The sequence below is a fragment of the Aliirhizobium wenxiniae genome (genome assembly GCF_019511445.1).
GTDB classification, from domain to species: Bacteria; Pseudomonadota; Alphaproteobacteria; order Rhizobiales; family Rhizobiaceae; genus Neorhizobium; species Neorhizobium wenxiniae_A.
The window spans coordinates 88,464-110,786 of record NZ_JAEUAN010000014.1; the positions used below are offsets into that span (position 1 = coordinate 88,464).

Consider the following 22,323-nt stretch of genomic DNA (forward strand, 5'->3'; position numbering starts at 1 on the left):
CTGTTTAGGGAGAGGAAATGAGTATGAACGTCATGAGTAAACCAGAGGCGCAGACAGCCGCCAACAACATGACCGGAGCGCATGTTCTGGCCGCCGCCCTCAGCCGTCACGGCGTGAAGGAGGTTTTCGGGCAGAGCATTCCGTCCGCCCTGTTTCTCGCCGCACCCGACTACGGCATCCGGCAGATCGGTTACCGTACCGAAAACGCAGGTGCTGCGATGGCAGACGCATTCGCCCGCGTCTCCGGCAAGGTCTCCGTAGTGACCGCGCAGAACGGCCCGGCGGCGACCCTACTGGTTCCCGGCCTTGCCGAAGCACTGAAGGCATCGATCCCGATCGTTGCTATCGTGCAGGATGTCGCTCGCCGGTTTACCGACAAGAATGCCTTCCAGGAACTGGATCATTTCGCCTTGTTTGGCGGAGTAGCAAAATGGGTGCGCCGGATCGCCGATCCCGCGCGTATAGACGATTATGTCGACATGGCTTTCGCCGCTGCGGCGACCGGCAGGCCCGGACCTGTCGTCCTGCTCGTGCCGCTTGATGTGCTGGATGAACGGCCGGACATCGACCCCGCTGCACCACGCCGCGATGCGACGCTTGGCACATTCCCGCTGGATCGTACGGTTGCTGATCCAGACCGCATTGCCGAGGCGGCCAAGCTGATCGCCGGGGCTGCCCGGCCGATCGTCATTGCAGGCGGCGGCGTGCATGCTTCGCAGGCGACGGCTGAAATCGCGGCCCTGCAGGCTCTGGGTCTTCCGGTGGCGACGACGGTGATGGGCAAGGGATCGGTCGATGAGACCAATCCGCTCTCCGTCGGCGTGGTCGGTTATTTCATGGCACCGCGGGGACGTACGTCGCATCTGCGCGACCTCGTCACAGAAGCGGACGTTGTTCTGCTTGTCGGCAACCGCACCAACCAGAATGGCACCGACAGCTGGTCGCTCTATCCGAAGAACGCAAAATTCATCCATCTCGATATCGATGGTGGCGAGATCGGCCGCAATTACGAAGCGCTGCGTCTCGCGGGCGATGCCAAGCTGACCGTTGCAGCATTGACCGAGGCACTGAAAAGCCAAGATCTTTCCGCTATTGCCGACCGTCGCAGGGGGTTGGAGGACAAGATCGCCGCAGGTCGTGCCGCTCATCAGGACGACATGAAGGCTCTTGTGAACATGGATGCGATGCCCATCCGCCCGGAAAGGCTGATGGCCGATCTCGATACTGTGCTGACGCCGGAAAGCATCGTCGTTGCCGATGCAAGCTACTCGTCGATCTGGATTGCCAACTTCCTGACCGCCCGCAAGGCTGGCCAGCGTTTCATCACTCCGCGCGGCATTGCCGGACTCGGCTGGGGGCTTCCCTACGCGCTCGGAGCCAAGACGGCGCATCCCGATGCGCCGGTGATATGCCTCACCGGCGATGGAGGGTTCGGCCATGTCTGGTCGGAAATGGAAACAGCGCGGCGCATGAAGCTGCCGGTCGTGCTGATCGTACTCAACAACCAAATCCTCGGCTACCAGAAACACGCCGAACTCAGCCTGTTCGGCAACTTCACGGATGTCTGCGATTTTGAGGCCGTCGATCATGCCGCGATCGCTAAGGCGGTCGGATGCCGTGGCGTGCGCGTCGAGAGGCCAGAAGACTTTCTGCCGGCCCTGAAGGAAGCGCTGGCGGCCGATACCTTGACCGTTATCGACGTCGTGACCGACGAACGGGCGCATCCGCCGATCACCAGTTTCCAGGGCAAGGAGGCGCTGGACTACTGACAACAGTCACATTGCAGCAGATCACGGCTTTTCACGGGAGGAAAACATGAAATTGCCGAACTTGTTGAAAATGACCGCCGCAGCCATCGTGCTGTCGGCATCCGCAGCCCATGCCGAAGTCAAGTTCGGCGCGCTTTATCCGTTCAGCGGTCAGCTCGCGCTTCTCGGGGAGGAGAGTGCACGAGGTCTGGAGATCGCCGTCGATGAAATCAATGCTGCGGGCGGCATCCAGGGCGAAAAGGTTGTTCTGGTCAAGGGCGACGCCGTGGATAACAACCAGGCAATCGGCGAAGCTCGCCGGCTGATCTCGCTGGAAAAGGTTTCCGCCATCTTTGGCACCTATTCCTCGGCACGTTCGATCGCAGCAAGCCAGGTCGCCGAGCTTTCCGGCATTCCTTATTTCGAACTCGGAGCCGTTGCCGACGAAGTAACGAGCCGCGGCCTCAAATATATGTTCCGAACCAATCCCTATGCCAAGGACATGGGCGAGATGGTGGTCGACATGGTGGTCGAAAAAGTTGCGCCAGGTCTCGGAAAGCAACCAGGCGATCTCAAGATCGGCATCATCTACGAGGATTCGAGCTATGGCACCTCGGTATCCAAACACCAGGCGGACTTTGCCAAGGAAAAGGGCCTCAACATCGTGCTCTCTTCCGGTTATCCGGCAGCAACGGTCGATATGTCGTCGCTGGTGCTGCAGCTGAAACAGGCCGGAGCCGATGTGGTGCTGCAGACCTCCTACCAGAACGATTCCGTTCTCTTTCTCCAGCAGGCGAACGAGGCCGGCTACAAGCCTGCCGCGGTCATCGGCGGCGGTGGCGGTTATTCGATGCAGCCGACAGCCGACGCCGTGGGCCATGACGTGATCGAAAACGTGCTGGACGTCGATTTCACTCAGTTCCTCGTCAATACCAAGGCGACACCAGGTCTCGAAGCCTTCGTCGAAGCCTACAAGGAGAAGTACGGCATCGCGCCGCGCTCGGGCCACTCGCTCAACAACTATGTCGGTGCCAAGGCGCTTATGGAATCGATCGGCAAAGCCGAGGGATTTGAGCCCGACACGATCGTCGAAGCGGTAAAGGCAATAGACATTGCGGACGGCCAGACGGCTGCTGGCTATGGCATCAAGTTCGGTGAGAACGGCCAGAATGAGCGCGCCGCGATGATGGGGATGCAGTGGCAGGGCGGCAAGCTCGTCGCCGTTTATCCCGATGCCGCTGCCGTCAGCAAGCTCAACATCGCCAATTAAGCGGGGCGTCTCGGGGAGCAGCTTGCACCGCTCCGACGACAGGGTGCCGGGCTTCGGTCCGGCAGCCGCTCGGCCCGCGTTTTGCCGGAGGAGGCATCATGGAAACGTTTCTGCAAGTGCTTGTCAGCGGATTGATGCTGGGCGCACTGTTTGCCATCGTCAGCGTTGGACTGACCCTGATCTTCGGCATCGTCAAGGTGGTCAACTTCGCCCATGGCGAATTCCTGATGCTGGGCATGTATCTGGTCTATCTGTTCACCACCAAACTCGGCATCCATCCGCTGCTCACTTCGGTGATCGTGGCCCCCCTGTTGTTCGTCGCTGGTGTTGTGACGCAAAGGTTCATCATCCAGCCGCTGATGTCGGCGCGGGATGACCATATCCAGATTTTTGCAACCGTTGGCCTTTCTACCGCACTGATCAATCTGGCCTTGCTCCTGTTCGGTGCCGACATCGCCAACACCCCGTCATCCGGACTTCGGACGCCGATCACGTTCGGCCCGGTGCGCGTGCTGTTGGGCCAGCTTGTTATCCTCGCCGTGTCGATCATGCTGGTGATCGGATTGCAGGCTTTCCTGAAACGCACCCAGACAGGGCGCGCCATCCGCGCGGTAGCGCAGAACAGGGCCGCCGCGCAGCTGATGGGCATCAATGTCAACCGCATCTACATGCTGACATTCGGCATCGGCGCAGCCTGTGTCGGGCTTGCCGCCTCGATGGTCGCACCGCTTTATCCGACCTCGCCAAATATAGGCACCTATTTCGTGCTGACGGCCTTCGTCGTCGTGGTTCTTGGCGGGCTCGGCTCGCTAACCGGCGCTTTTGCCGGCGCGATGATCATTGGTCTGATCGATTCATTCGCCGGCTTCTACATCGGATCGGACGTCAGGGAGGTCGTCGTCTTCGGCGTGTTCCTGCTCATCCTGATCCTGAAACCCTCGGGGCTGTTCAGCAATCGCCTCTCCCTTTCACACGTTTCGCCCTGAGGGCGCCATGAGGAAGACCGTGACAGACAGCACGCTCGACACCGCCATGACACAAGCCCGTCCGAATACCCTGCCCTGGAAACGGATCGGCCTTTTCACCGCAGGCATGCTCGCGCTTCTGATCATCCCGATCCTGATCGGCGATCAGTTCGTTTCGCATATCTTTGTCACCATCTTCATCTTCGCCGGCCTTTCCACCGCCTGGAACATCGTTGGCGGTTATGCCGGCCAGCTGTCGCTCGGCCATGCGATCTTCTACGGCATCGGCGCTTATGCCGGGATCATCCTGATGAATCTAGGCATATCGCCCTGGCTCGGCATGTTCGTCGGCGCGGCTGTCTCGATGGTCGTGGCTGTTGCAATCAGTTATCCCTGTTTCCGGCTGCGCGGGCCGTTCTTTTCGCTTGCGACAATCGCATTCCTCGAAGTGTTCCGCGTCCTTGCGCTGCATTTCCGCGAATTGACCGGCGGCGCAACCGGTCTGATGATCCCGCTGAAATTCGGCTGGGAATGGATGGTCTTTCGCGATCGTACGCCGGGGCTCCTGATCGCCTTCGGCATGCTGATGGTGGCACTCGGCGTCGCCTGGTGGATCCGCTCGCACCGGCTCGGCTTCTATCTCGTCGCCACCCGCGAGCGTGAAAGTGCGGCCCAGGCCGCTGGCGTCAGTACGGTCAGGGTGCGGCTGATCGCGGTTGCCGCCTCGGCGGCACTGACGGCGATGATCGGCACGTTCCACGCCATGTATCTGACGTTCATCGATCCTAGCTCGGTGTTTTCGCTGACGACGTCGATCCAGATCGCGATGTTCGCACTGATTGGTGGCATCGGCACGATCTTCGGCCCGCTGGTCGGTGCCCTCTTCCTCGTCCCGCTGTCAGAGCTTGCGCGCGGTTGGCTCGGCGCACAGGCGCTTGGCCTGCACGGTTTCGTCTATGGCGTCGTGCTGGTGCTGGTCGTGCTGTTCATGCCGAACGGCATCGTCGGCCTGACGGGGCGGTTCTTCAACGGCAAGAATGATGAGAAGAAGGCGCAGGCTGCGCCAATCGCAGCCGCTGCACGCGCCAGCCGGCCGCCGATCGGAAACGATATTCTGGTTGTCGATCATCTCGACAAACATTTTGGCGGGCTGCATGTGACACGCGATGTCAGCCTGACCTTGAAGGAAGGTGAGATCCTCGGCCTTATCGGTCCGAACGGCGCCGGTAAGACGACCGTCTTCAACATGATCTCCGGTTTCCTTAAACCCTCCAGTGGTACGGTGAAGGTACGCTCGGAAGATGGATCAATGATGATGCCGGTGACGCCGGGCGATTTCGCCGCCATCGGTGTCGGTCGCACCTTTCAGATCGTCCAGCCGTTTGCTGCCATGACGGTGGAGGAAAACATCATGGTCGGCGCCTTCCATCGCCATTCGGATGTGAGAGAAGCGCGCGAGGTTGCGCGCGAGACGGCACACCGGATGGGGCTTGGGCATTATCTCGATGCCGAGGCGAGAGGGCTGACGATCGGAGGGCTTAAGCGCCTCGAAGTCGCCCGCGTCATGGCGATGAAACCTCGCATCCTGCTTCTCGACGAGGTGATGGCCGGCATCAACCAGACGGATGTTCGCCGTGCCATCGACCTGATGCTGTCGATCCGCGACACCGGCGTTTCGATCATCGCGATCGAGCATGTGATGCAGGCGGTGATGTCGTTGTCTGACCGGGTGATCGTGTTGAGCTCGGGCCAGATCATCGCCGAGGGCAAACCGCAAGATGTTGTGCGCGACAAACAGGTGATTGAAGCTTATCTTGGAAAGGATTTCGTCCATGCTGAGGCTTGAGGGCATTCACGCCGGTTACGGGCCGACGACAATCCTCCATGACGTGTCGCTGGAGGTGAAACGCGGCGAGGTCGTGACGATCGTCGGCGCAAACGGCGCCGGCAAGACCACGACGTTGCGCACTATCGCCGGGCTGATCCAGCCAACAGAGGGGCGCATCTTCTTTGAAGACCGAGACATAACTAGCATGCCGGCCCATGAGGTCGTCGATCTCGGCATTACTCTCATCCCCGAGGGACGTCAGCTTTTTGCCGACATGACGGTCGAGGAGAACCTGCTGATGGGTGCCTACCGCAGGGAGGCCCGCAGCCGACAGGCTGAAACTCTGGAACATGTGCTCTCCCTGTTTCCACGGGTACGTGAGAGGCTTTCGCAGAGCGCCGGATCGCTTTCCGGCGGCGAGCAGCAGATGGTCGCGATCGCCCGCGGAATGATGGCGCGGCCGAGCATCCTGATGTTCGACGAGCCGTCGCTGGGCCTTGCGCCGATCATCGTCCAGCAGGTGTTCGAGGTGATCGAAGCGATCACCTCGACCGGCACGACCGTGCTGATCGTCGAACAGAACGTGTTCAATACACTGAAGGCCTCCGACCGCGGCTACGTGCTCGAGAACGGCGAGATCGTACTCTCCGACACGTCGGAATCGCTGCTGACCAACGACCATGTCCGCCAAGCATATCTGGGAATCTGATCATGCCGCTGAGAGAAGAAAATCCGCAATCTATCGCCAATCGTCCAAGCCATGCGGGCCGACGTGTCCTCGTCACCGGGGCCGGTCGAGGCATCGGCCGTGCAATCGCGCTCGGCTTCGCCGCCCGGGGCGCGACGGTCGGTGTGGCCGACATGAACGAGGCGGATATTGCCGAGACGGTCAGGCTGATCGAGACGGAAGGTTACGGAAGCGGTGTGCCGCTGATGCTCGATGTAGCCGATTATGACGCAGTATCGTTGACGCTTGACAAGGCCGCGGCCAAAATGGGCGGAGCGTTCGATACAGTCGTCAACAATGCCGGTATTTCTCCGAAGCATGACGGCGTCGCCCACAAGGTTTGGGAAATGGACCCGGCCGAGTGGAACCGTGTCGTCGCGGTAAATCTCACGGGTACCTTCAATACGATCCGAGCGTTGACGCCATCGATGCGGCATGCCGAGCGCGGTTGGATCGTCAACCTGTCCTCGGTTGCCGGCAAGACTTATTCGCCGATCGTCGCCTGCCACTATGCAGCGACGAAATCGGCGCTGATTGGCTTCACCAAACATCTGGCGGCGGAGCTCGGGCCGTTCGGCATCCGGGTCAATGCGCTGGCGCCTGGCCGTATCGAGACGCCGATGGTGCGTGGGGTGGCGAAGGAGATCAATGACGAGCAGGTGAAGATGACGCCGCTCGCGCGCCTTGGCCAGCCGGAAGAGGTGGCGGATCTTGCGATCTATCTGACGTCGCCTGAATCGAGCTTCGTCACCGGCCAGACAATTGATGTCGCCGGTGGGCTATACATGACCTGAGCCGCGCCGGGCGAAATGGACATCACACCAATGAAGATCGAGCGGGCCGACATGCATGATAAAGCCGACCATCAGATCACCGGCCGTACCCGGATATACGGCATCCTTGCGGACCCGATCTATCATGTGAAGACGCCGCAGGTGATGGCCGAAGTGTTCCGTCATCACGGACTGGATGCGGTGCTGATCCCCTTCCACGTCAAGTCGGAGGGTTTGGCGACGCTGGTCCAGGGCCTGTCGGCGATGGAAAATTTCGGCGGGTTCATCGCCACCGTGCCGCATAAGCCTGCCATGCTCGAAATCTGCGACGAGATCACCGACGAAGCTCGGCATATCGGAGCGGTCAATTGCGTGCGCCGCGAAGCGGATGGGCGAATGATCGGCACGATGCTAGACGGCATCGGTTTCGTCGTTGCGCTCAAGAACGTCACCGGGTTCGATCCCGCCGGCAAGGCGGCCTTTGTGGCCGGCGCTGGCGGAGCGGCCTGCGCCATCGCCTTCGCCCTTGCAGGCGCTGGTGTGCGGCGCCTAACGATCGCCAATCGAACAGTCGGCAAGGCAGAAGCGTTGGTTGGTCGGCTAAGAAAGGTTCATCCATCGTTGCAATTTTCGACCGATACACGATCGGTTGCCGACCACGATCTCGTCGTCAACGGCACATCGCTCGGGATGAAGTCGGAAGATGCCCAGTCGCTTGATTTCTCGCTTCTCTCCCCGGATCAGGTCGTCGCCGATGCGATCATGGACCCGGTGATGACGCCGCTTCTCAGCGCCGCGGAGGCCAAGGGCTGCCGCATCCAGCGTGGTCTGCCGATGCTTCAGTGCCAGATCGAACTGATGGCTCGGCATATGGGGGCAATCGCATGACGGACTTCCGTCCGCTTCTCGACGAATTGCGTAGGATATGTGGTGAAAACCATGTTCTGACGACTGCTTCCGATGTCGAAGCTTACGCCACGGACTGGAAGCGGAGTGTCAAAGGCACGCCGCTCTGCGTCGTGCGGCCGGCGAACACGGCAGAGGTCGCCGCGATTGTCAAAACGGCTGGCAGCTACGGGATGCCGATCGTGCCACAGGGTGGAAATACCGGTCTGGCAGCCGGTGCGACACCGGGAAATCAAGGCGATGAGATCGTGCTTTCGCTTGGCCGCATGAAGGCGATCCGTGATCTTGACCCGGTCAGCATGACCGTCGAGGTGGAGGCCGGCGCCATCCTGCAGACGGTCAGGCAAGAGGCGGAAAAACATAACCGTCTGCTGCCCGTCAGTCTCGCCGCCGAAGGCTCGGCGATGATCGGCGGAATCGTGTCCACCAATGCCGGCGGAATCAACGTGCTGCGTTACGGCATGACCCGTGCGCTCGTGCTTGGGCTCGAGGTCGTGCTGGCCGATGGGACTGTCGTCGACGGGCTGCGTCATCTGCGCAAGGACAATGCCGGCTACGACTGGAAACAGCTTTTCATCGGTGCCGAAGGGACGCTCGGCATCGTTACGGCGGCGGTTCTGCGTCTTGTGCCTTTACCGCGCGAAAGTGTCACCGCACTGCTGTCGGTCGCCGATACCGAGGCGGCGCTCGGCTTCTTCGCACTGGCTCAGGACGCGGTTGGCGATGCGCTTTCAGCATTCGAGCTGATTTCCGCGACCTCGATCGGTCTCGTCGAGAAACATGCCGGACTGAAAAGCCCGATCGCCGGGGGCGAGTGGTACCTGCTGGTGGAGGCATCTTCCAGTCTCTCCGGGCTTGAACCGGCCATGGAAACATTGCTGACGGATGCCTTTGAAAGAGATCTGGCGCTGGATGGCGTCGTTGCCGCCAGCCGCCAGCAGGCGCAGGCACTCTGGGCGCTGCGCGAACACGTCACCGAAGCCGAAGCGCGCGAGGGTGGCGGCTTGAAACACGATATTTCCGTGCCGCTCGGCGCCATGGCGGACTTTCTCATCGAGGCGGGAGAGGCCGTCGCTGCAGGCTGCCCCGGTGCCGGCTTCAACGTCTTCGGCCATCTGGGTGACGGCAACCTTCACTACAATGTCTTGCTGAACGGCGCGGCGGATCACGAGGCCGTCAATCGCGCCGTCCATGACACGGTCGTCCGTCATAACGGTTCCATCTCGGCCGAACATGGGATCGGTCGCTACCGGCTTGCCGAATGGTTGCGCACCAAGGCAGAGCCGGAACAGCGCCTGTCGCGGGCGATCAAGCAGGCGATCGATCCGGGCGGCCTGTTCAATCCCGGTAAGCTGTTGCCGAAAACGTCGATCGAGGAAGGCGCAGAATGACCCCAGAACCAGAAGCCTGGGACTACATCATCGTCGGCGGTGGAAATGCCGGCTGCGTGCTGGCCGACCGGCTAACACAATCCGGTCGCCACAAGGTCCTGCTGCTCGAGGCCGGAAGTCCCGCGCGCAGCATCTGGATTGGCATACCAGCTGGCTTTTCCAAGCTGCTCGTCGATCCGGTCTATAACTGGCGTTTCAAATCGGAGCCGGAAGAGGCGACCAACAATCGGGTGATCTCGGTACCTCGGGGTAGGGGGCTCGGCGGTTCGACGCTGATCAACGGAATGATCTATGTCCGCGGGCAACAGCAGGATTACGATGGCTGGGCGCAGGCGGGCTGCCGTGGCTGGAGTTTCGAAGACGTGTTGCCCTTCTTCCGCAAGGTAGAGGATTTCGACGGGCCAAAAAGCCCATTGCGCGCTCGCGGCGGGCCGCTGCCGCTAACGACGGTAGCACTGAGGCCGACGATCGGCGAAGCCTTCATCACGGCAGCCGGAGAGGCCGGTTACCCGCGTAATCCAGACTATAATGCTGAGAGCCAGGACGGGTTCGGTTATTATCAGGTCAACCAGAAGGAAGGCCGCCGGGTGAGTGCGGCGGACGCCTACCTGAAACCAGCGATGAAGCGCTCCAATCTCAGGGTGCTGACCGATGCCCATGTGCTGCGTGTCGATCTCGACGGCAATCGCGCCACCGGCGTCACCGCCCGGGTCGGTGGAACAGAGCGTCACTTCGTTGCAAAGGGCGAGGTGATCCTGGCGGCTGGCGCGGCCCAGACACCCCAACTGCTGGAGCTTTCCGGTATTGGCAATCCTGACATTCTCCAAAACCTTGGCATTCCGGTGAAACATGTTCTTGCAGGCGTCGGCGAAAACTATATCGACCATTTTTGCACCCGCATGAACTGGCGCGTAAAGCAGCCTTTCACACTCAACGAGCAGACGCGGGGCCTCCAGCTGGCGCGCGCGGTTGCGCAATATGCCGCGACCCGGAAAGGCATTCTGACGCTCGGCACCGGGCTGGTGCATGGCTTCGTGCGCACCCGCGAGGGACTGGCTGGGCCGGATGTCCAGTATTTCTTCATGCATGCAAGCTATGCCAATGCCGCTGAGCGTATACTCGACAAACATCCGGGGATGACGATCGGCGTCACCCAGCTCCGGCCGCAGTCACGCGGCTCCATCCATGCCGCCTCACCCGACCCCGATATGGGACCGGTCATCCGCCCGAACTTCCTCGCAGTCGAAGAAGATCGAACGGCTATTGTGGAAGGTATGAAGCTTGCCCGGCATATCGTCGAACAGCCGGGGATGGACAGTTTCCGCGAAAGCGAAACGAGCCCCGGCAAAGATTGTCGCAGCGACGAGGACTGGCTCGCCTTCGCGCGTGCCAACGGTCAGACGATCTACCATATCTGCGGCACCTGCCGTATGGGCAGCGACCCGGTCGCCGTCACAGATCCGACACTGAAAGTGAACGGTGTGAAAGGGCTGCGCATTGTTGACGCCTCGATCATGCCGACCATGGTTTCTGGCAACACTCAGGCGGCCGTTTTCATGATTGCCGAGAAGGGAGCTGACCTGATCCTTTCGGAGGCAAAATAGACCGGAAGGCAACGCGATGGGTGTATACTCCATTCAGACTATCAGGTTTTCAGCAACGAACTCAACTACAGCTATCATCTCGAAGGAGCGATCGACCTCACTCCTCCAATCACCGAGCAGGTCCGAATAATCTCTCTCCAGCCGGAATACGCGACACGGAATTATGCTGTTCCGATCTCCGCGATTTCACTCGTTGATGAGGATTGATTTCATTCCTTCTCTTCCTTCGGATCAACCGCTACCTCCCTCGATCATGACCATTGGCCATATTCGGCGACGCAGGTCGCCGTAGCTTTGCCGATATGCGGGCATCACTGACAGCAGTGTTTCGGCCAGCGCAATTCCGAGCTCGTGAAGGGAAAGGCTGAATCCGGTCAGCGACGGCGACAGGAATTGCGTATGCGGGCTGTGGCGGCCGACGATGGCGATGTCTCGGCCGGGCTGTATTCCTGCGTCTTCCAGTCCCTTGTAGAGACCCGTCACCAATGTCTCGTTTACGAGTGCGATTGCCGAGGGGCGCGAAGGCCGAGCCGCGATCTCCTTGGCGACCGCATAACCGCCGGCTTCACTGGGCTTTGCTCGAAAAACGTTCTCTTCGCGCAGGCGGATTCCGTTTGCGGCAAGGATACTGCGGCAGCGCTCGATGAAGAGATAACCTAAATTGAGATCGCCGTGTGGCCAGATCACGCCGATGTCTTTGTGCCCTGCGAGAATAAACCGTTCCATCGCGGCTTCGGCCATCCCCTCGAAATCGAGGTCGATCCACGGTTGGCCCACATCGGTCAGGCTGCGGCCAAGCGAGATGAAGGGGATCTTGTGCCGTTCAAGCAGTTCGAAACGGGCATCGTTGCGGCGTGTCGCTGAAAGTATGATCGCATCGGCAAATCCGCGTGCCACCGTGCGCTGCAGATAGGCATCCGGATCCTCTGAGGACGAGCAGAGAAGGGCAACGAGATCGAGATCGTGTCGCGCCAGAACGGTCTGGACGCCGTCGAACACGCTCATGAAAAACGTGTCGCCCTGACCGGTGATCTCCGGCCCGGTCTGCATCATGAAACCGATCACGCCGGTCGAGCCCTTGCGCAGCGAACGGCCCGACTGATTGGCGACATATCCAAGTTTTTCAGCAGCTTCCAACACACGCTTTCGTGTCTGCGGATTGACATCCGCCTTACCGTTGAGCGCCCGCGAAACGGTGCCGATCGAGATGTCGAGATGGTCCGCGAGTTGCCGTATGCCCTTCATGCGAATGCCGCCTTTTATCGCTCTGCCGAGAACCAGTATTGACAAAATACCAGACATGTCCATAGTTTCCGTAAACGTTTACGGTCGTTGCAGGAGGTGCTGCACCGGAAATGTCTGGGAGGTGTTCGTGTCATACAATGTCGTTTTGTGTGGATGCGGAGCTATGGCCAAAGGCTGGCTCCGCGCGGTCCAATCCACTCCGGAACTGAGAGAGGCGCTCCGCATCGCGGGTCTTGTCGATCTTGATGAGCGTGTCGCCCGCGCACTGGCGGAGGAATTCGGCCTTGCGGATGCCGTTGTTGGCACAAACCTTGTAAGAGTGCTGGCTCAGACTGAAGCCGATATCGTTTTCGACGTTGTCATTCCAGCGGCGCGCCATACGGTGGTTACGGCGGCACTGGCCCAGGGATGCCACGTGCTGAGCGAAAAACCCATGGCCAATTCCATGGAGGAAGCCGCCGATCTCCTGAAGGCTGCGGCACAGGCCGGAAAGATCCATTCCGTCGTCCAGAACCGGCGTTTTATATCGGGCGTGCGCCGCATGCGCCGCCTGGTAGAGAGTGGTGCCATCGGTGACGTAACGGCAATCCATTGCGACTTTTTCATCGGTCCGCATTTCGGTGGTTTTCGCGAGAAGATGGACAATGTCCTGCTGCTCGACATGGCGATCCATACATTCGATGCGGCCCGTTATGTCTCCGGCAAGACGCCGCTTTCGGTCTATTGCCTGGAAACCAATCCGCCCGGTTCCTGGTATGCGCATGGCGCTTCGGCGAACGCCGTCTTCCGCTTTTCCGACGATGTCGTTTTTACCTATCGCGGCTCCTGGTGTGCGGAAGGCGAACGGACCAGCTGGGAAAGCGCGTGGCGCATCGTCGGTACGAAAGGCATGTTGACCTGGGATGGTGAGGACGGTTTCCGGGCCTCTGTCGCGGGCGGTGATGATGGCCTTTTGCGCGGATTTTCACCGGTCGACGTGCCGCCGCCATCGCGGGAGGAGGAAACACACGGGCATGCCAGCGTCATCGCCGATTTCCTCAACGCCTTGAGCACGGGGAGGCCGCCGGAAACGGCCGGTGAAGACAATATCCGGAGCCTCGCCATGGTGTTTGGTGCCATCGAAAGCGCCCGGCTCGGGCGCAGTGTCGAGCTTGCAGCATAGGGAAGAGAATAATGAGCGTAGATTTTAGCAACTCCATCCGCGTCGGCACGATGGTCAGCGCCACCAAGGGGCAGGCGGCCGAGCGTATTGCGCAGATCGCAGACATGGGTTTTGAAAGTTTCGAGCCGTTTTTCTGGCAGACAACCAATGGTCAGGATATCGCCGAACTTGGCAAACGATGCGTCGATGCGATCGGTGACAGGGATATCACCATCTCCACGATCGGCATGTTCGGCAATCCGCTTGAGGGCACCGATATCGACCTTCAGACCCTGCAGGGCTGGAAGGATTGCATCGACAATGCCCATCATTTCGGTGCCACCTGCGTGGCCGGCTTTACCGGTCGCATCCGCAACCGGCCGCTGCCGGAAAGCCTGCCGCGATACAAGGAAGTATTTGGCGAACTGGCCAAACGTGCCGCCGACAAGGGGGTGAAGATCGCCTTCGAGAATTGCGCCATGGATGGCAACTGGCAGACCGGCGACTGGAACATCGCCCATAATCCGGATGCCTGGGAACTGATTTTCAACGAGACGCCGGATGACAATATCGGCCTGGAATGGGAACCGTGCCATCAGATGGTCTATCTGATCGACCCGCTGCCGCAGATCCGCAAATGGGCGCACAAGATCTTTCACGTGCACGGCAAGGATGCCACGATCCGCTGGGATGTGATCCGCGAACACGGCATCTTTGGCAAACATCCGTTCGTCTTCATGCGCACGCCCGGTTTCGGCGACAGCAACTGGACGGACATCATTTCGGAACTGCGGCTCGCCGGCTGGTCCGGCTCCATCGATATCGAGGGCTGGCACGATCCGGTTTATCGTGATGCGCTGGAGATGACCGGTCAGGTCCATGCGCTCAATCACCTGAAACAAGCACGCGGCGGAAATTTTGTCGTTGATCCGCAATAAGGAAAATGCGCCGATCGCATGAGGAGGTGCGGCCGGCGGCATGACGTCAAGGATAACCGAAAAGGAGGAGAACCATGGGTATCCGAAAGCATTCGATTGCCATCGCACTGGCTCTGACATGTGCCTCGCTCGTCAGCTTTCAGGCAAGGGCTGAAGACGTGAAATTGACGTTGTGGTCGCTGGATCGCGATATACAGCCGGCGCCCAACCTGATCAAGGAATTCAACGAACAGAAAAACGGCATCCAGATCGAGTACCGGCAAATCCAGTTCGACGATGTAGTGAGCGAAGCAATGCGCGCCTATTCCACCGGCAAAGCGCCCGATATCATCGCCATCGATAATCCGAACCACGCCATGTTTGCCTCTCGCGATGCCTTCCTCGACCTGACGGACATGATCGAGAAATCGACGGTCATCAAGCCGGAAAACTATTTCCAGGGGCCGCTGAAATCCGCCACTTGGGACGAAAAATATTACGGCGTGCCGAAGGCGACCAACACGATCGCGCTCTATTACAACAAGGATCTGTTCAAGGCGGCGGGTCTTGATCCGGAAAAGCCGCCGAAGACCTGGGATGAACTGGTCGAGACCGCACGCAAGCTCAACGATCCGTCCAAAAACGTTTATGGCATCACCTTCTGCGCCAAGGCCAATGAGGAGGGGACGTTTCAGTTCCTTCCCTGGGCGCAGATGGGCGGCTCCACCTACAAGACCATCAACGGCGAAGGTGCGGTGCGCGCGCTCACCACCTGGAAACAGCTTCTGGACGAGAAGCTGACCTCGCCGGATACGCTCACCCGCAGCCAGTGGGATTCGACCGCGACCTTCAACGCCGGCAATGCCGCCATGGCGATTTCCGGTCCATGGGAAATCGACCGCATGCTGACGGACGCCAAGTTCGAATGGGGCACCGCGCTTCTGCCGGTTCCGCGGGACGGGGCACAGCGTTCCTCGGCCATGGGCGATTACAACTGGGCGATCTTCTCCAGTTCCAAACATCCGGAAGAGGCCTTCAAGGCGCTCGAATTCTTCGCCTCGAAGGATGCCACCATGTACAAGGATTTCGGTCAGCTCCCGGCGCGTGCCGATCTGCCCGTGCCGCCCACCGGCAATGCGGTGAAGGATGCGGCCTTAGCAACCTTCCTCGAGCAGATGAAATATGCACAGCCGCGCGGCCCGTCACCTGAATGGCCAAAGATTTCCAAGGCCATCCAGGATGCTATCCAAGCGGCACTGACCGGCCAGATGGAGCCGAAGGCAGCGCTTGATCAGGCGGCTGAAAAGATCAAGTCGATCGAAGGGTGACACGCCCATTGGCCCGCCATCTCCGCTGTTGCGGGCCAAAAATCCCGTTTCCTCCCGGACGGTTCTGCCCGGCACGCCCCCGGTGGGCGACGTGCCGGGTGGTTCCGAGCGATCACATGAGGTTTTGATGAGACGGATTATAGCAAGCGTCAGAGATGGTCGTGGTTTCGACTTCGTGCTTGTCGGCGTGCCCTTCGCGTTCCTGTTCGCGCTGGCCGGCTTGCCGCTGATCTACAATATCCTGATGAGCTTTCAGGAAGTGGACATGTTCAGCCTCGGCAGCTTCATCCGGCCCTTTGTTGGCATCGACAATTACGTGGCATTGTTCCGGCAGCCGGAAACATGGCCGATCCTGACCAATACGCTGATCTTTGTCGTCGGCTCGATTGCCGGACAATTTGTCATCGGCTTCGGTCTCGCCCTGTTTTTCTGGACGAGTTTTCCGGGTGCAAGCTGGCTGCGCGGGCTGTTTCTTGTATCCTGGGTCATGCCAGGCCTTGTCGTCGGCGCAATTTGGAACTGGATACTCTCCGGCGATTTTGGTGTCCTGAATTTCTTCCTGCGCGAAAGCGGGCTGATCACGGCCAACATCTTCTGGCGCTCGGATCCGAATTTCTCGCTGTGGGCAGTTGTCATCGCCAATATCTGGCTCGGCACATCCTTCAACATGATCCTGCTGTCGGTCGGTCTTTCCGCCATTCCCGGTGACCTCTACGAGGCGGCTGATATGGATGGTGCCAATGCATGGCAGCGTTTCTGGACGATCACGCTGCCGATGATGCGCTCCACCATCGGCGCGATCATCGCGCTCGGTCTGATTTTTACGCTGCAGCAATTCGATCTGTTCGCGGCCATTACCGATGGTGGACCGAACAATTCTTCAAATGTCGCACAATACTGGGCGTGGGACCTGTCCTTCCGCCAGTATGATTTCGGCCGGGGTGCCACGATCTCCGTCATCATGACCGTGTTCGTGATGTTCGCCGCTGCCGTTTATGTGCGCTCCACACGTCATGAGGTGCGCGGATGAGCGAGACCGCCCGCAATCGCCTGATGCTGATGATCGCGCTCATAATGGCGGCCATCTATCTGTTCCCGCTCTACTGGATGTATGTCACGTCCCTGAAGAGCGGCTCGGAAATGTTCGCTAATCCGCCAAGCTTCCTGCCGTCCTCGGCGCAATGGCAGACCTTCGCCTTTGTCTGGGAAAGCCGGAACCTGGGGCGTTATCTCTGGAACTCGACGGTCATCGCCTTCGGTTCCGTGGCCCTGATCGCCGTGCTCGGCACCGGCTGCGCCTATGTTCTGGCGCGCTACCGCAATGTCTGGGTCGATCTCGGACTTTTCCTGATCCTGATGCTGCAGGTCCTGCCCGCATCGCTGATGGTGACGCCTATTTTCGTCGGTTTCACGCAGGTCGGCCTGCTCGATTATCCGCGGCTGGCGGTCATTCTGGCGATAGCCGCCAAAAGCATGCCGTTCTTCGTGGTTCTGGTTCGCGCCACCTTCATGGCGGTGCCGATGGAACTGGAAGAGGCGGCGCTGGTCGACGGCAATTCGCGTGTCGGCGCCTTTTTCAACATCGTCCTACCGCTTGCCCGCAACGGCATCCTCGTCAGCGCCATCCTTATCTTCATGCAGGCCTTTGGCGAGTTCGTCTATTCGAAGTCGATGATTCAGGATGTCAGCCTGCAGCCGGCAAGCGTCGGCCTCAATTCCTTCATGGGGCCGAACACCAGCGAATGGAACAACATCATGGCCTACGCCACGATGTACGTAACCCCCATCCTTGCGATCTTCGTGCTTCTGCAGCGGCGCATCGTCTCCGGCCTCACATCGGGAGCCCTCAAATGACCCAGCAAATCGAACTTTCCGGTATCAACAAATATTATGGCGCCTACCATGCGCTGAGGGACATCAACCTGTCGATTCCGAAGGGTGCTTTCGTCGCATTGGTCGGACCGTCCGGCTGCGGAAAGTCGACACTTCTACGCTCATTGGCCGGGCTCGAAACCATCTCCAGTGGCGATCTGGTGATTGCAGGCGAGCGGATGAACGACATGCCGCCGCGAAAGCGGGATCTCGCCATGGTCTTCCAGTCCTATGCGCTCTATCCGCACATGACGGTGGAGCAGAACCTCACCTACAGCCTTCGCATCAAGGGCGTGAAAAAGGCGCAGGCGAAAAAGGCGGCAGAGGAAGTGGCGGCGATTACCGGCCTGTCGGACCTGTTGCACCGTTATCCGCGCGAGCTTTCGGGCGGCCAGCGTCAGCGCGTTGCCATGAGCCGGGCGATCATACGCCATCCGAAAGCCTTCCTGTTCGATGAACCACTCTCGAACCTTGATGCTGCATTGCGCGTGCATATGCGCAAGGAAATCCGGGCGCTGCATGACCGGCTGGGCGCGACCTCCGTCTATGTCACGCATGATCAGGTGGAGGCCATGACGATGGCGGACCATGTGGTGATCATGCGCGCAGGCGTGATTGAACAGCAGGGCAGGCCACTCGATCTTTACGACCGTCCGGCCAATCGTTTCGTTGCCGGCTTCATCGGTTCGCCTGCGATGAATTTCATTCCTGCCAAAATTGGTGAGAATGGCAGGTCCTTGGTTCTCGATCTGCCCGGTACCCAGATGCTCGATCTTGATCTCGCCCTACAGCCCGGACGGGAAGTGCTGGTCGGCGTTCGTCCGGAACATCTTGTGATCGCACCGCCGGATCAGCTCGGCTTCGATGTCCCGATCGTTGCGATTGAATCGACGGGAGCTACAACGTTCGTCACGACGCAGACTTCGCCTGAGATCGTCTTCGTGCAGAACGGGCGTTCGTCGCTTCAAGCCGGCCATACCGTCCGGCTGGGCTTTGCACTTGAGAACGTGCATATCTTCGATGCAGCGTCAGAGCAGCGGTTGAGTGGAGATTGATCTTCTTCGCCGCCGATGCGGGTTCGCTTTGTCGCTTAAAGTAGCCTCGTCCAGCGTAATGTCGGGGGCCGATTAAGGTTTCTCCAGCTTGACGATAGCGCTTTTTGTCCTGATGTCCCGATGTACTCTGAAACCTGCCCAAATGCCTCATTGTCCAAGATATCTAAGACAGAGGTCATGGATAGTGGTGCGTCCAGTCATAATCCGTCGCCGCGTCTTCTCACCCGTTATGCACTATTTTCCATCCATTTCTCTCAAATTTTAATAAGTGATGTCATCTGCCCGCGGGTTGTGCGCCGGGCGATCCGCCAGTGTACGAAAGAGCGGGTCGAGACCTCTTCAGCGAGACAAAGGAAGATGTTCGAGAATGGTTGCCAGCAGACGCTGAAACGGATTGTGGATTTCACAGGCAACGAGATAGCGACCAAAAACTGAGATTTATACGTCCCTAACGTACTTAAAACTTCGGACGAGATGGAAGCGAAGCGACATCGGATCACAGGTTCTGATCCCATCACGACCCTAACTTCAGATGACCGCCGCAAAGAATCGCGCCGGTCGTCCGTTTTCGGGCTCTAGGTTCGAACGAATGCCAGAAGATCCTGGTTCAGCACATCTGCATTCACCGTCAGCATGCCGTGCGAGAAGCCGGGATAGGTCTTGAGCTGGCCGTTCTTCAGAAGCTTGGCCGACTTCAGTGCGGAATCTGCGATCGGAACGATCTGGTCGTCTTCGCCGTGAAGGACCAGCGTCGGCACGGTGATCGCCTTCAGGTCGTCCGTCTGGTCGGTTTCGGAGAAGGCCTTGATGCCGTCATAATGAGCCTTTGCGCCGCCCATCATGCCCTGACGCCACCAATTCTGGATCACGCCTTCCTGCACCTTGGCGCCGTCACGGTTGAAGGCGTAGAACGGACCGGCCGGAACATCGCGGAAGAACTGGGCGCGGTTGGCGGCGAGCGCCGAGCGGAAGCCGTCGAACACTTCGATCGGCAGGCCTTCCGGGTTTGCTTCGGTCTTCAGCATCAGCGGCGGAACGGCGGAGACGAGAACGGCCTTGGCAACGCGGCCGGCCTTCTGGCCGTGCCTGGCGACATAGCGGGCAACTTCGCCGCCGCCGGTGGAGTGGCCGATATGGACTGCATTCTTCAGATCCAGATGTTCGACGACGGCGAATGCGTCGGCTGCATAATGGTCCATGTCGTGACCTTCCGCCACCTGGGCCGAGCGGCCATGACCACGGCGGTCATGGGCGACTACGCGATAACCCTTGGAGAGGAAGAACAGCATCTGTGCGTCCCAGTCGTCCGACGACAGCGGCCAGCCGTGGTGGAAGACGATCGGCTGAGCGTTCTTCGGACCCCAGTCCTTGTAGATTATTTCAACGCCGTCCTTGGTGGTCACATAAGCCATGGTCTTGTTTCCTTCAGTGGAATGTTTGAGGGATGCAGCACGTGCCGCTGATCCGAGCCCGGCCGGAAGGGTCGCGTAAGCTGCGGCCGCTGCTCCGCTGATAAGTGCGTTGCGGCGGGTTAGGTAAGGTAAGGTTTCAGTCATTTTCGCGTCCTGCGATCTGAGCCTTTCTGTCTGCTGAGCTAGGGTGCCGCACCCTTATGCTGATCGCCGCGCTTTATTTATTGGATCGAACGGATGAAACTTGGATTTTACCGACGTCGAGGAGAAGAGTCCGCTCTGCTAACGCGAGCTCTTACGCCATTGGGCAGGGGTCATGCCAAGTTTAGCTGTGAACATCCGGGTCAAATGGGCCTGGTCGCAAAAGCCGCAGAGAAACGCAACTTCGGCAATCGTGATGTTGGTCGATCGGAGAAGCTCTTTGGCTTTTTCTACCCGTTTCAAGATCACCCAGCGATAAGGCGGGTGGCCTGTCGAAAGCCTGAACGCCCTTGTAAAGTATCCCTGGGATAGACCGCATGCTGCGGCAACCGCAGCTAACGGCAGATCGGCAGCAAGATCAGCCTCCAGCATTTCCAATGCTCGCTTCTTTTGCCACGGAGCGAGAGAACCCTGGACGGGTGTTCTAATGCTCGTGTTGCCATAGGTTGCGCACAGGTGGAACGTCAGAATAGCTGCAACATGGTCCTGAAACAGCCGCATTGCACCACGCGGATCGCTGAGGACAGGGAGGCAGACACGAACCAGTCCTCGAACGATATCATCTTCGATGTCTTTGCCGGGGGCTGCGTGCAGTGTGTCGATATGCTTACCGCCCAAGTCCTCTTCGTAAGCAGTCAATGCGGCGCGAGGTATGTGAAAGCCGAGACCATCAAAACAGGATTTCATGTCGGCCAGCCATGTCCGCCGATGATCATAGATGGTGAAATTACCGCTCTTTGAGCGCTTGGTGTCCACTTTCTTTCCATCGACCCAAAGATCACCGTCGTAATCAAGAAGATTGAAGGCAAGGAAGAACGCGTCTTCATGGACGGGCGGATCGATGACCCCGTGTCCGGGTGTCATGCAAGACAGCCTTGCCATCGAAATCTCGGACTTCCCGAACACTGGAGCGATCACGACATCCTGTTGCTTGGCGCGAAAATACTCCATGCTTTGATTGCTGACGAGGGCCGTGGTCACGGAATCTGGTCTCTGGCTCGAATTGATAAATCGCAAATCTGATCGAGTAATATCATTCCATGCGCCTACGAAAAGAGCCCAGATCACGATAAATGCGTGATCTCTATTGGCCCGATAAAGATACGGCCAAGCTCGTAGATCCGATACTCGACGCCACGCAGCCGCAGGATCCGCGATTGAATGGGTAATTCGTCGGGATGAAAGCTTGGTATCTCGGAAACATGATCATTTCGCGCACGCAGCTCGATGCCGTAAATCCAACGACGCATTGGAACGATTTCAGAGCCTTCGAAATCCCGCTGAACGGATTTTAGGTTCGTATCCGCTCAAGAGCTTAAGCTATCAGCGCTCGAAAGCTCCTCGCTGGAGGTCTAGTGAGGAGTATTCGCAGAAGGATATAGTGCCGCGCCAACCTTCTGAGCCGCAGCCGTCAGACGTTTATCTCTCGTCCACAAGCTCGATCGGCGATCGAGGAGGGTTGAAGTCAACAGATGTGCATCGGTATAGCCGATCCCCATGCTGAATACCGAATAGCGGTCGATGACGGTCATTACCTCTGCATGGGTCGCGACCACTGCCTCACGCTGAGCTCCAAGAAACGTTAATACCGCATCCCTATCACGCAGACTGCCTAGAGCCAGTTCGCCGATAACGAAAGGGTGGCAAAGTAACCGATCATCTCCGATGATTTTAGTCAGCTCCGAGTCGCCGTGTCGAAAATGATCCATCCAGATCGAGCTATCGACAAGGATCACTTGCTCACTTCGCTCCGGCGGCGAGGCGCTAAGTTGGCCTCGGGCATAGTGCCGCCAAGGGCGATCAGCCGTTTGCCGGATTCGACGCGTACCAAAGTCTCGAGTGCTTGACGCACGAGAGCCGCCGTTTCCTTTGTGCCTGTAAGGGACTTGGCCCGTTCCATGAGGTTGTCGTCAAGATTAATAGTAGATCGCATAGGCAGC

General features: G+C 59.1%; 21 protein-coding genes. 15 read left to right on the forward strand and 6 right to left on the reverse strand.

Annotation, left to right across the window (positions count from 1 at the left end; genetic code table 11):
• Window positions 1–23: 23 nt before the first annotated feature.
• The 9 genes from JNB91_RS17740 to JNB91_RS17780 all read left to right on the forward strand — a co-directional run bounded on the left by JNB91_RS17740 (window position 24) and on the right by JNB91_RS17780 (window position 11,212).
• Window positions 24–1,769, forward strand: coding sequence for an acetolactate synthase catalytic subunit (locus JNB91_RS17740; RefSeq protein WP_220326915.1), 1,746 nt, complete (start codon window positions 24–26; stop codon window positions 1,767–1,769).
• Between the two features lie 46 nt (window positions 1,770–1,815).
• The gene (locus tag JNB91_RS17745) at window positions 1,816–3,018 is read left to right on the forward strand and encodes an ABC transporter substrate-binding protein (protein WP_220326839.1); all 1,203 of its coding nucleotides are present in this window, start codon (window positions 1,816–1,818) and stop codon (window positions 3,016–3,018) included.
• 98 nt (window positions 3,019–3,116) lie between these two features.
• Window positions 3,117–4,004, forward strand: a complete 888-nt coding sequence (locus JNB91_RS17750) for a branched-chain amino acid ABC transporter permease (RefSeq protein WP_220326840.1) — start codon at window positions 3,117–3,119, stop codon at window positions 4,002–4,004.
• A 19-nt stretch (window positions 4,005–4,023) separates the two neighbouring features.
• Window positions 4,024–5,829 (forward strand): branched-chain amino acid ABC transporter ATP-binding protein/permease, encoded by a 1,806-nt coding sequence (locus JNB91_RS17755; protein ID WP_430736308.1) that lies wholly within the window; start codon window positions 4,024–4,026, stop codon window positions 5,827–5,829.
• Complete coding sequence (locus JNB91_RS17760; RefSeq protein WP_220326841.1) at window positions 5,816–6,520, forward strand: ABC transporter ATP-binding protein; 705 nt, start codon at window positions 5,816–5,818, stop codon at window positions 6,518–6,520. Before JNB91_RS17755 ends, JNB91_RS17760 begins: the two co-directional genes overlap by 14 nt.
• 2 nt (window positions 6,521–6,522) lie before the next feature.
• Window positions 6,523–7,332, forward strand: a complete 810-nt coding sequence (gene fabG / locus JNB91_RS17765; RefSeq protein ID WP_220326842.1) for a 3-oxoacyl-ACP reductase FabG — start codon at window positions 6,523–6,525, stop codon at window positions 7,330–7,332.
• Window positions 7,333–7,362: 30 nt separating this feature from the next.
• Entirely contained in the window at window positions 7,363–8,199 is an 837-nt protein-coding gene (locus tag JNB91_RS17770; protein WP_223218241.1) for a shikimate dehydrogenase family protein, read from the forward strand.
• Entirely contained in the window at window positions 8,196–9,608 is a 1,413-nt protein-coding gene (locus JNB91_RS17775) for an FAD-binding oxidoreductase (RefSeq protein ID WP_220326843.1), read from the forward strand. The genes JNB91_RS17770 and JNB91_RS17775 overlap by 4 nt, the downstream gene beginning before the upstream one ends.
• On the forward strand, window positions 9,605–11,212 hold the full coding sequence (locus JNB91_RS17780; RefSeq protein ID WP_220326844.1) for a GMC family oxidoreductase: 1,608 nt from the start codon (window positions 9,605–9,607) through the stop codon (window positions 11,210–11,212). Before JNB91_RS17775 ends, JNB91_RS17780 begins: the two co-directional genes overlap by 4 nt.
• 231 nt (window positions 11,213–11,443) lie before the next feature.
• Here JNB91_RS17780 and JNB91_RS17785 read toward each other — a convergent pair whose 3' ends face one another.
• A complete protein-coding gene (locus JNB91_RS17785) occupies window positions 11,444–12,457 on the reverse strand; it encodes a LacI family DNA-binding transcriptional regulator (RefSeq protein WP_220326918.1) in 1,014 nt (337 codons plus the stop codon).
• 127 nt (window positions 12,458–12,584) lie between these two features.
• Between JNB91_RS17785 and JNB91_RS17790 the strand changes: the two genes are divergently transcribed.
• The 6 genes from JNB91_RS17790 to JNB91_RS17815 all read left to right on the forward strand — a co-directional run bounded on the left by JNB91_RS17790 (window position 12,585) and on the right by JNB91_RS17815 (window position 18,770).
• Window positions 12,585–13,619, forward strand: a complete 1,035-nt coding sequence (locus tag JNB91_RS17790) for a Gfo/Idh/MocA family protein (protein WP_220326845.1) — start codon at window positions 12,585–12,587, stop codon at window positions 13,617–13,619.
• A gap of 11 nt (window positions 13,620–13,630) precedes the next feature.
• Window positions 13,631–14,536 carry a sugar phosphate isomerase/epimerase family protein gene (locus tag JNB91_RS17795; RefSeq protein WP_220326846.1) on the forward strand — a complete coding sequence of 302 codons (906 nt, stop codon included), beginning with the start codon at window positions 13,631–13,633 and terminating at the stop codon, window positions 14,534–14,536.
• A gap of 74 nt (window positions 14,537–14,610) precedes the next feature.
• Window positions 14,611–15,843 carry an ABC transporter substrate-binding protein gene (locus JNB91_RS17800; RefSeq protein WP_220326847.1) on the forward strand — a complete coding sequence of 411 codons (1,233 nt, stop codon included), beginning with the start codon at window positions 14,611–14,613 and terminating at the stop codon, window positions 15,841–15,843.
• Between the two features lie 127 nt (window positions 15,844–15,970).
• Entirely contained in the window at window positions 15,971–16,873 is a 903-nt protein-coding gene (locus JNB91_RS17805; RefSeq protein ID WP_220326848.1) for a carbohydrate ABC transporter permease, read from the forward strand.
• On the forward strand, window positions 16,870–17,697 hold the full coding sequence (locus JNB91_RS17810; RefSeq protein WP_220326849.1) for a carbohydrate ABC transporter permease: 828 nt from the start codon (window positions 16,870–16,872) through the stop codon (window positions 17,695–17,697). The genes JNB91_RS17805 and JNB91_RS17810 overlap by 4 nt, the downstream gene beginning before the upstream one ends.
• Window positions 17,694–18,770: an ABC transporter ATP-binding protein gene (locus JNB91_RS17815; RefSeq protein ID WP_220326850.1), complete on the forward strand. Its 1,077-nt coding sequence runs from the start codon at window positions 17,694–17,696 to the stop codon at window positions 18,768–18,770. The genes JNB91_RS17810 and JNB91_RS17815 overlap by 4 nt, the downstream gene beginning before the upstream one ends.
• A 575-nt stretch (window positions 18,771–19,345) precedes the next feature.
• On the opposite strand, the gene JNB91_RS17820 is transcribed toward JNB91_RS17815, so the two are convergent.
• From JNB91_RS17820 to JNB91_RS17840, 5 genes are all read right to left on the reverse strand, one after another.
• On the reverse strand, window positions 19,346–20,182 hold the full coding sequence (locus JNB91_RS17820) for an alpha/beta fold hydrolase (RefSeq protein WP_220326919.1): 837 nt from the start codon (window positions 20,180–20,182) through the stop codon (window positions 19,346–19,348).
• A gap of 282 nt (window positions 20,183–20,464) precedes the next feature.
• Window positions 20,465–21,364: a helix-turn-helix domain-containing protein gene (locus JNB91_RS31455; protein ID WP_220326851.1), complete on the reverse strand. Its 900-nt coding sequence runs from the start codon at window positions 21,362–21,364 to the stop codon at window positions 20,465–20,467.
• Between the two features lie 83 nt (window positions 21,365–21,447).
• Entirely contained in the window at window positions 21,448–21,633 is a 186-nt protein-coding gene (locus JNB91_RS17830; RefSeq protein ID WP_220326852.1) for a hypothetical protein, read from the reverse strand.
• Window positions 21,634–21,735: 102 nt separating this feature from the next.
• A complete protein-coding gene (locus JNB91_RS17835) occupies window positions 21,736–22,119 on the reverse strand; it encodes a type II toxin-antitoxin system VapC family toxin (RefSeq protein WP_220326853.1) in 384 nt (127 codons plus the stop codon).
• Window positions 22,116–22,316, reverse strand: coding sequence for a type II toxin-antitoxin system VapB family antitoxin (locus JNB91_RS17840; protein WP_220326854.1), 201 nt, complete (start codon window positions 22,314–22,316; stop codon window positions 22,116–22,118). The genes JNB91_RS17835 and JNB91_RS17840 overlap by 4 nt, the downstream gene beginning before the upstream one ends.
• Window positions 22,317–22,323: the final 7 nt, after the last annotated feature.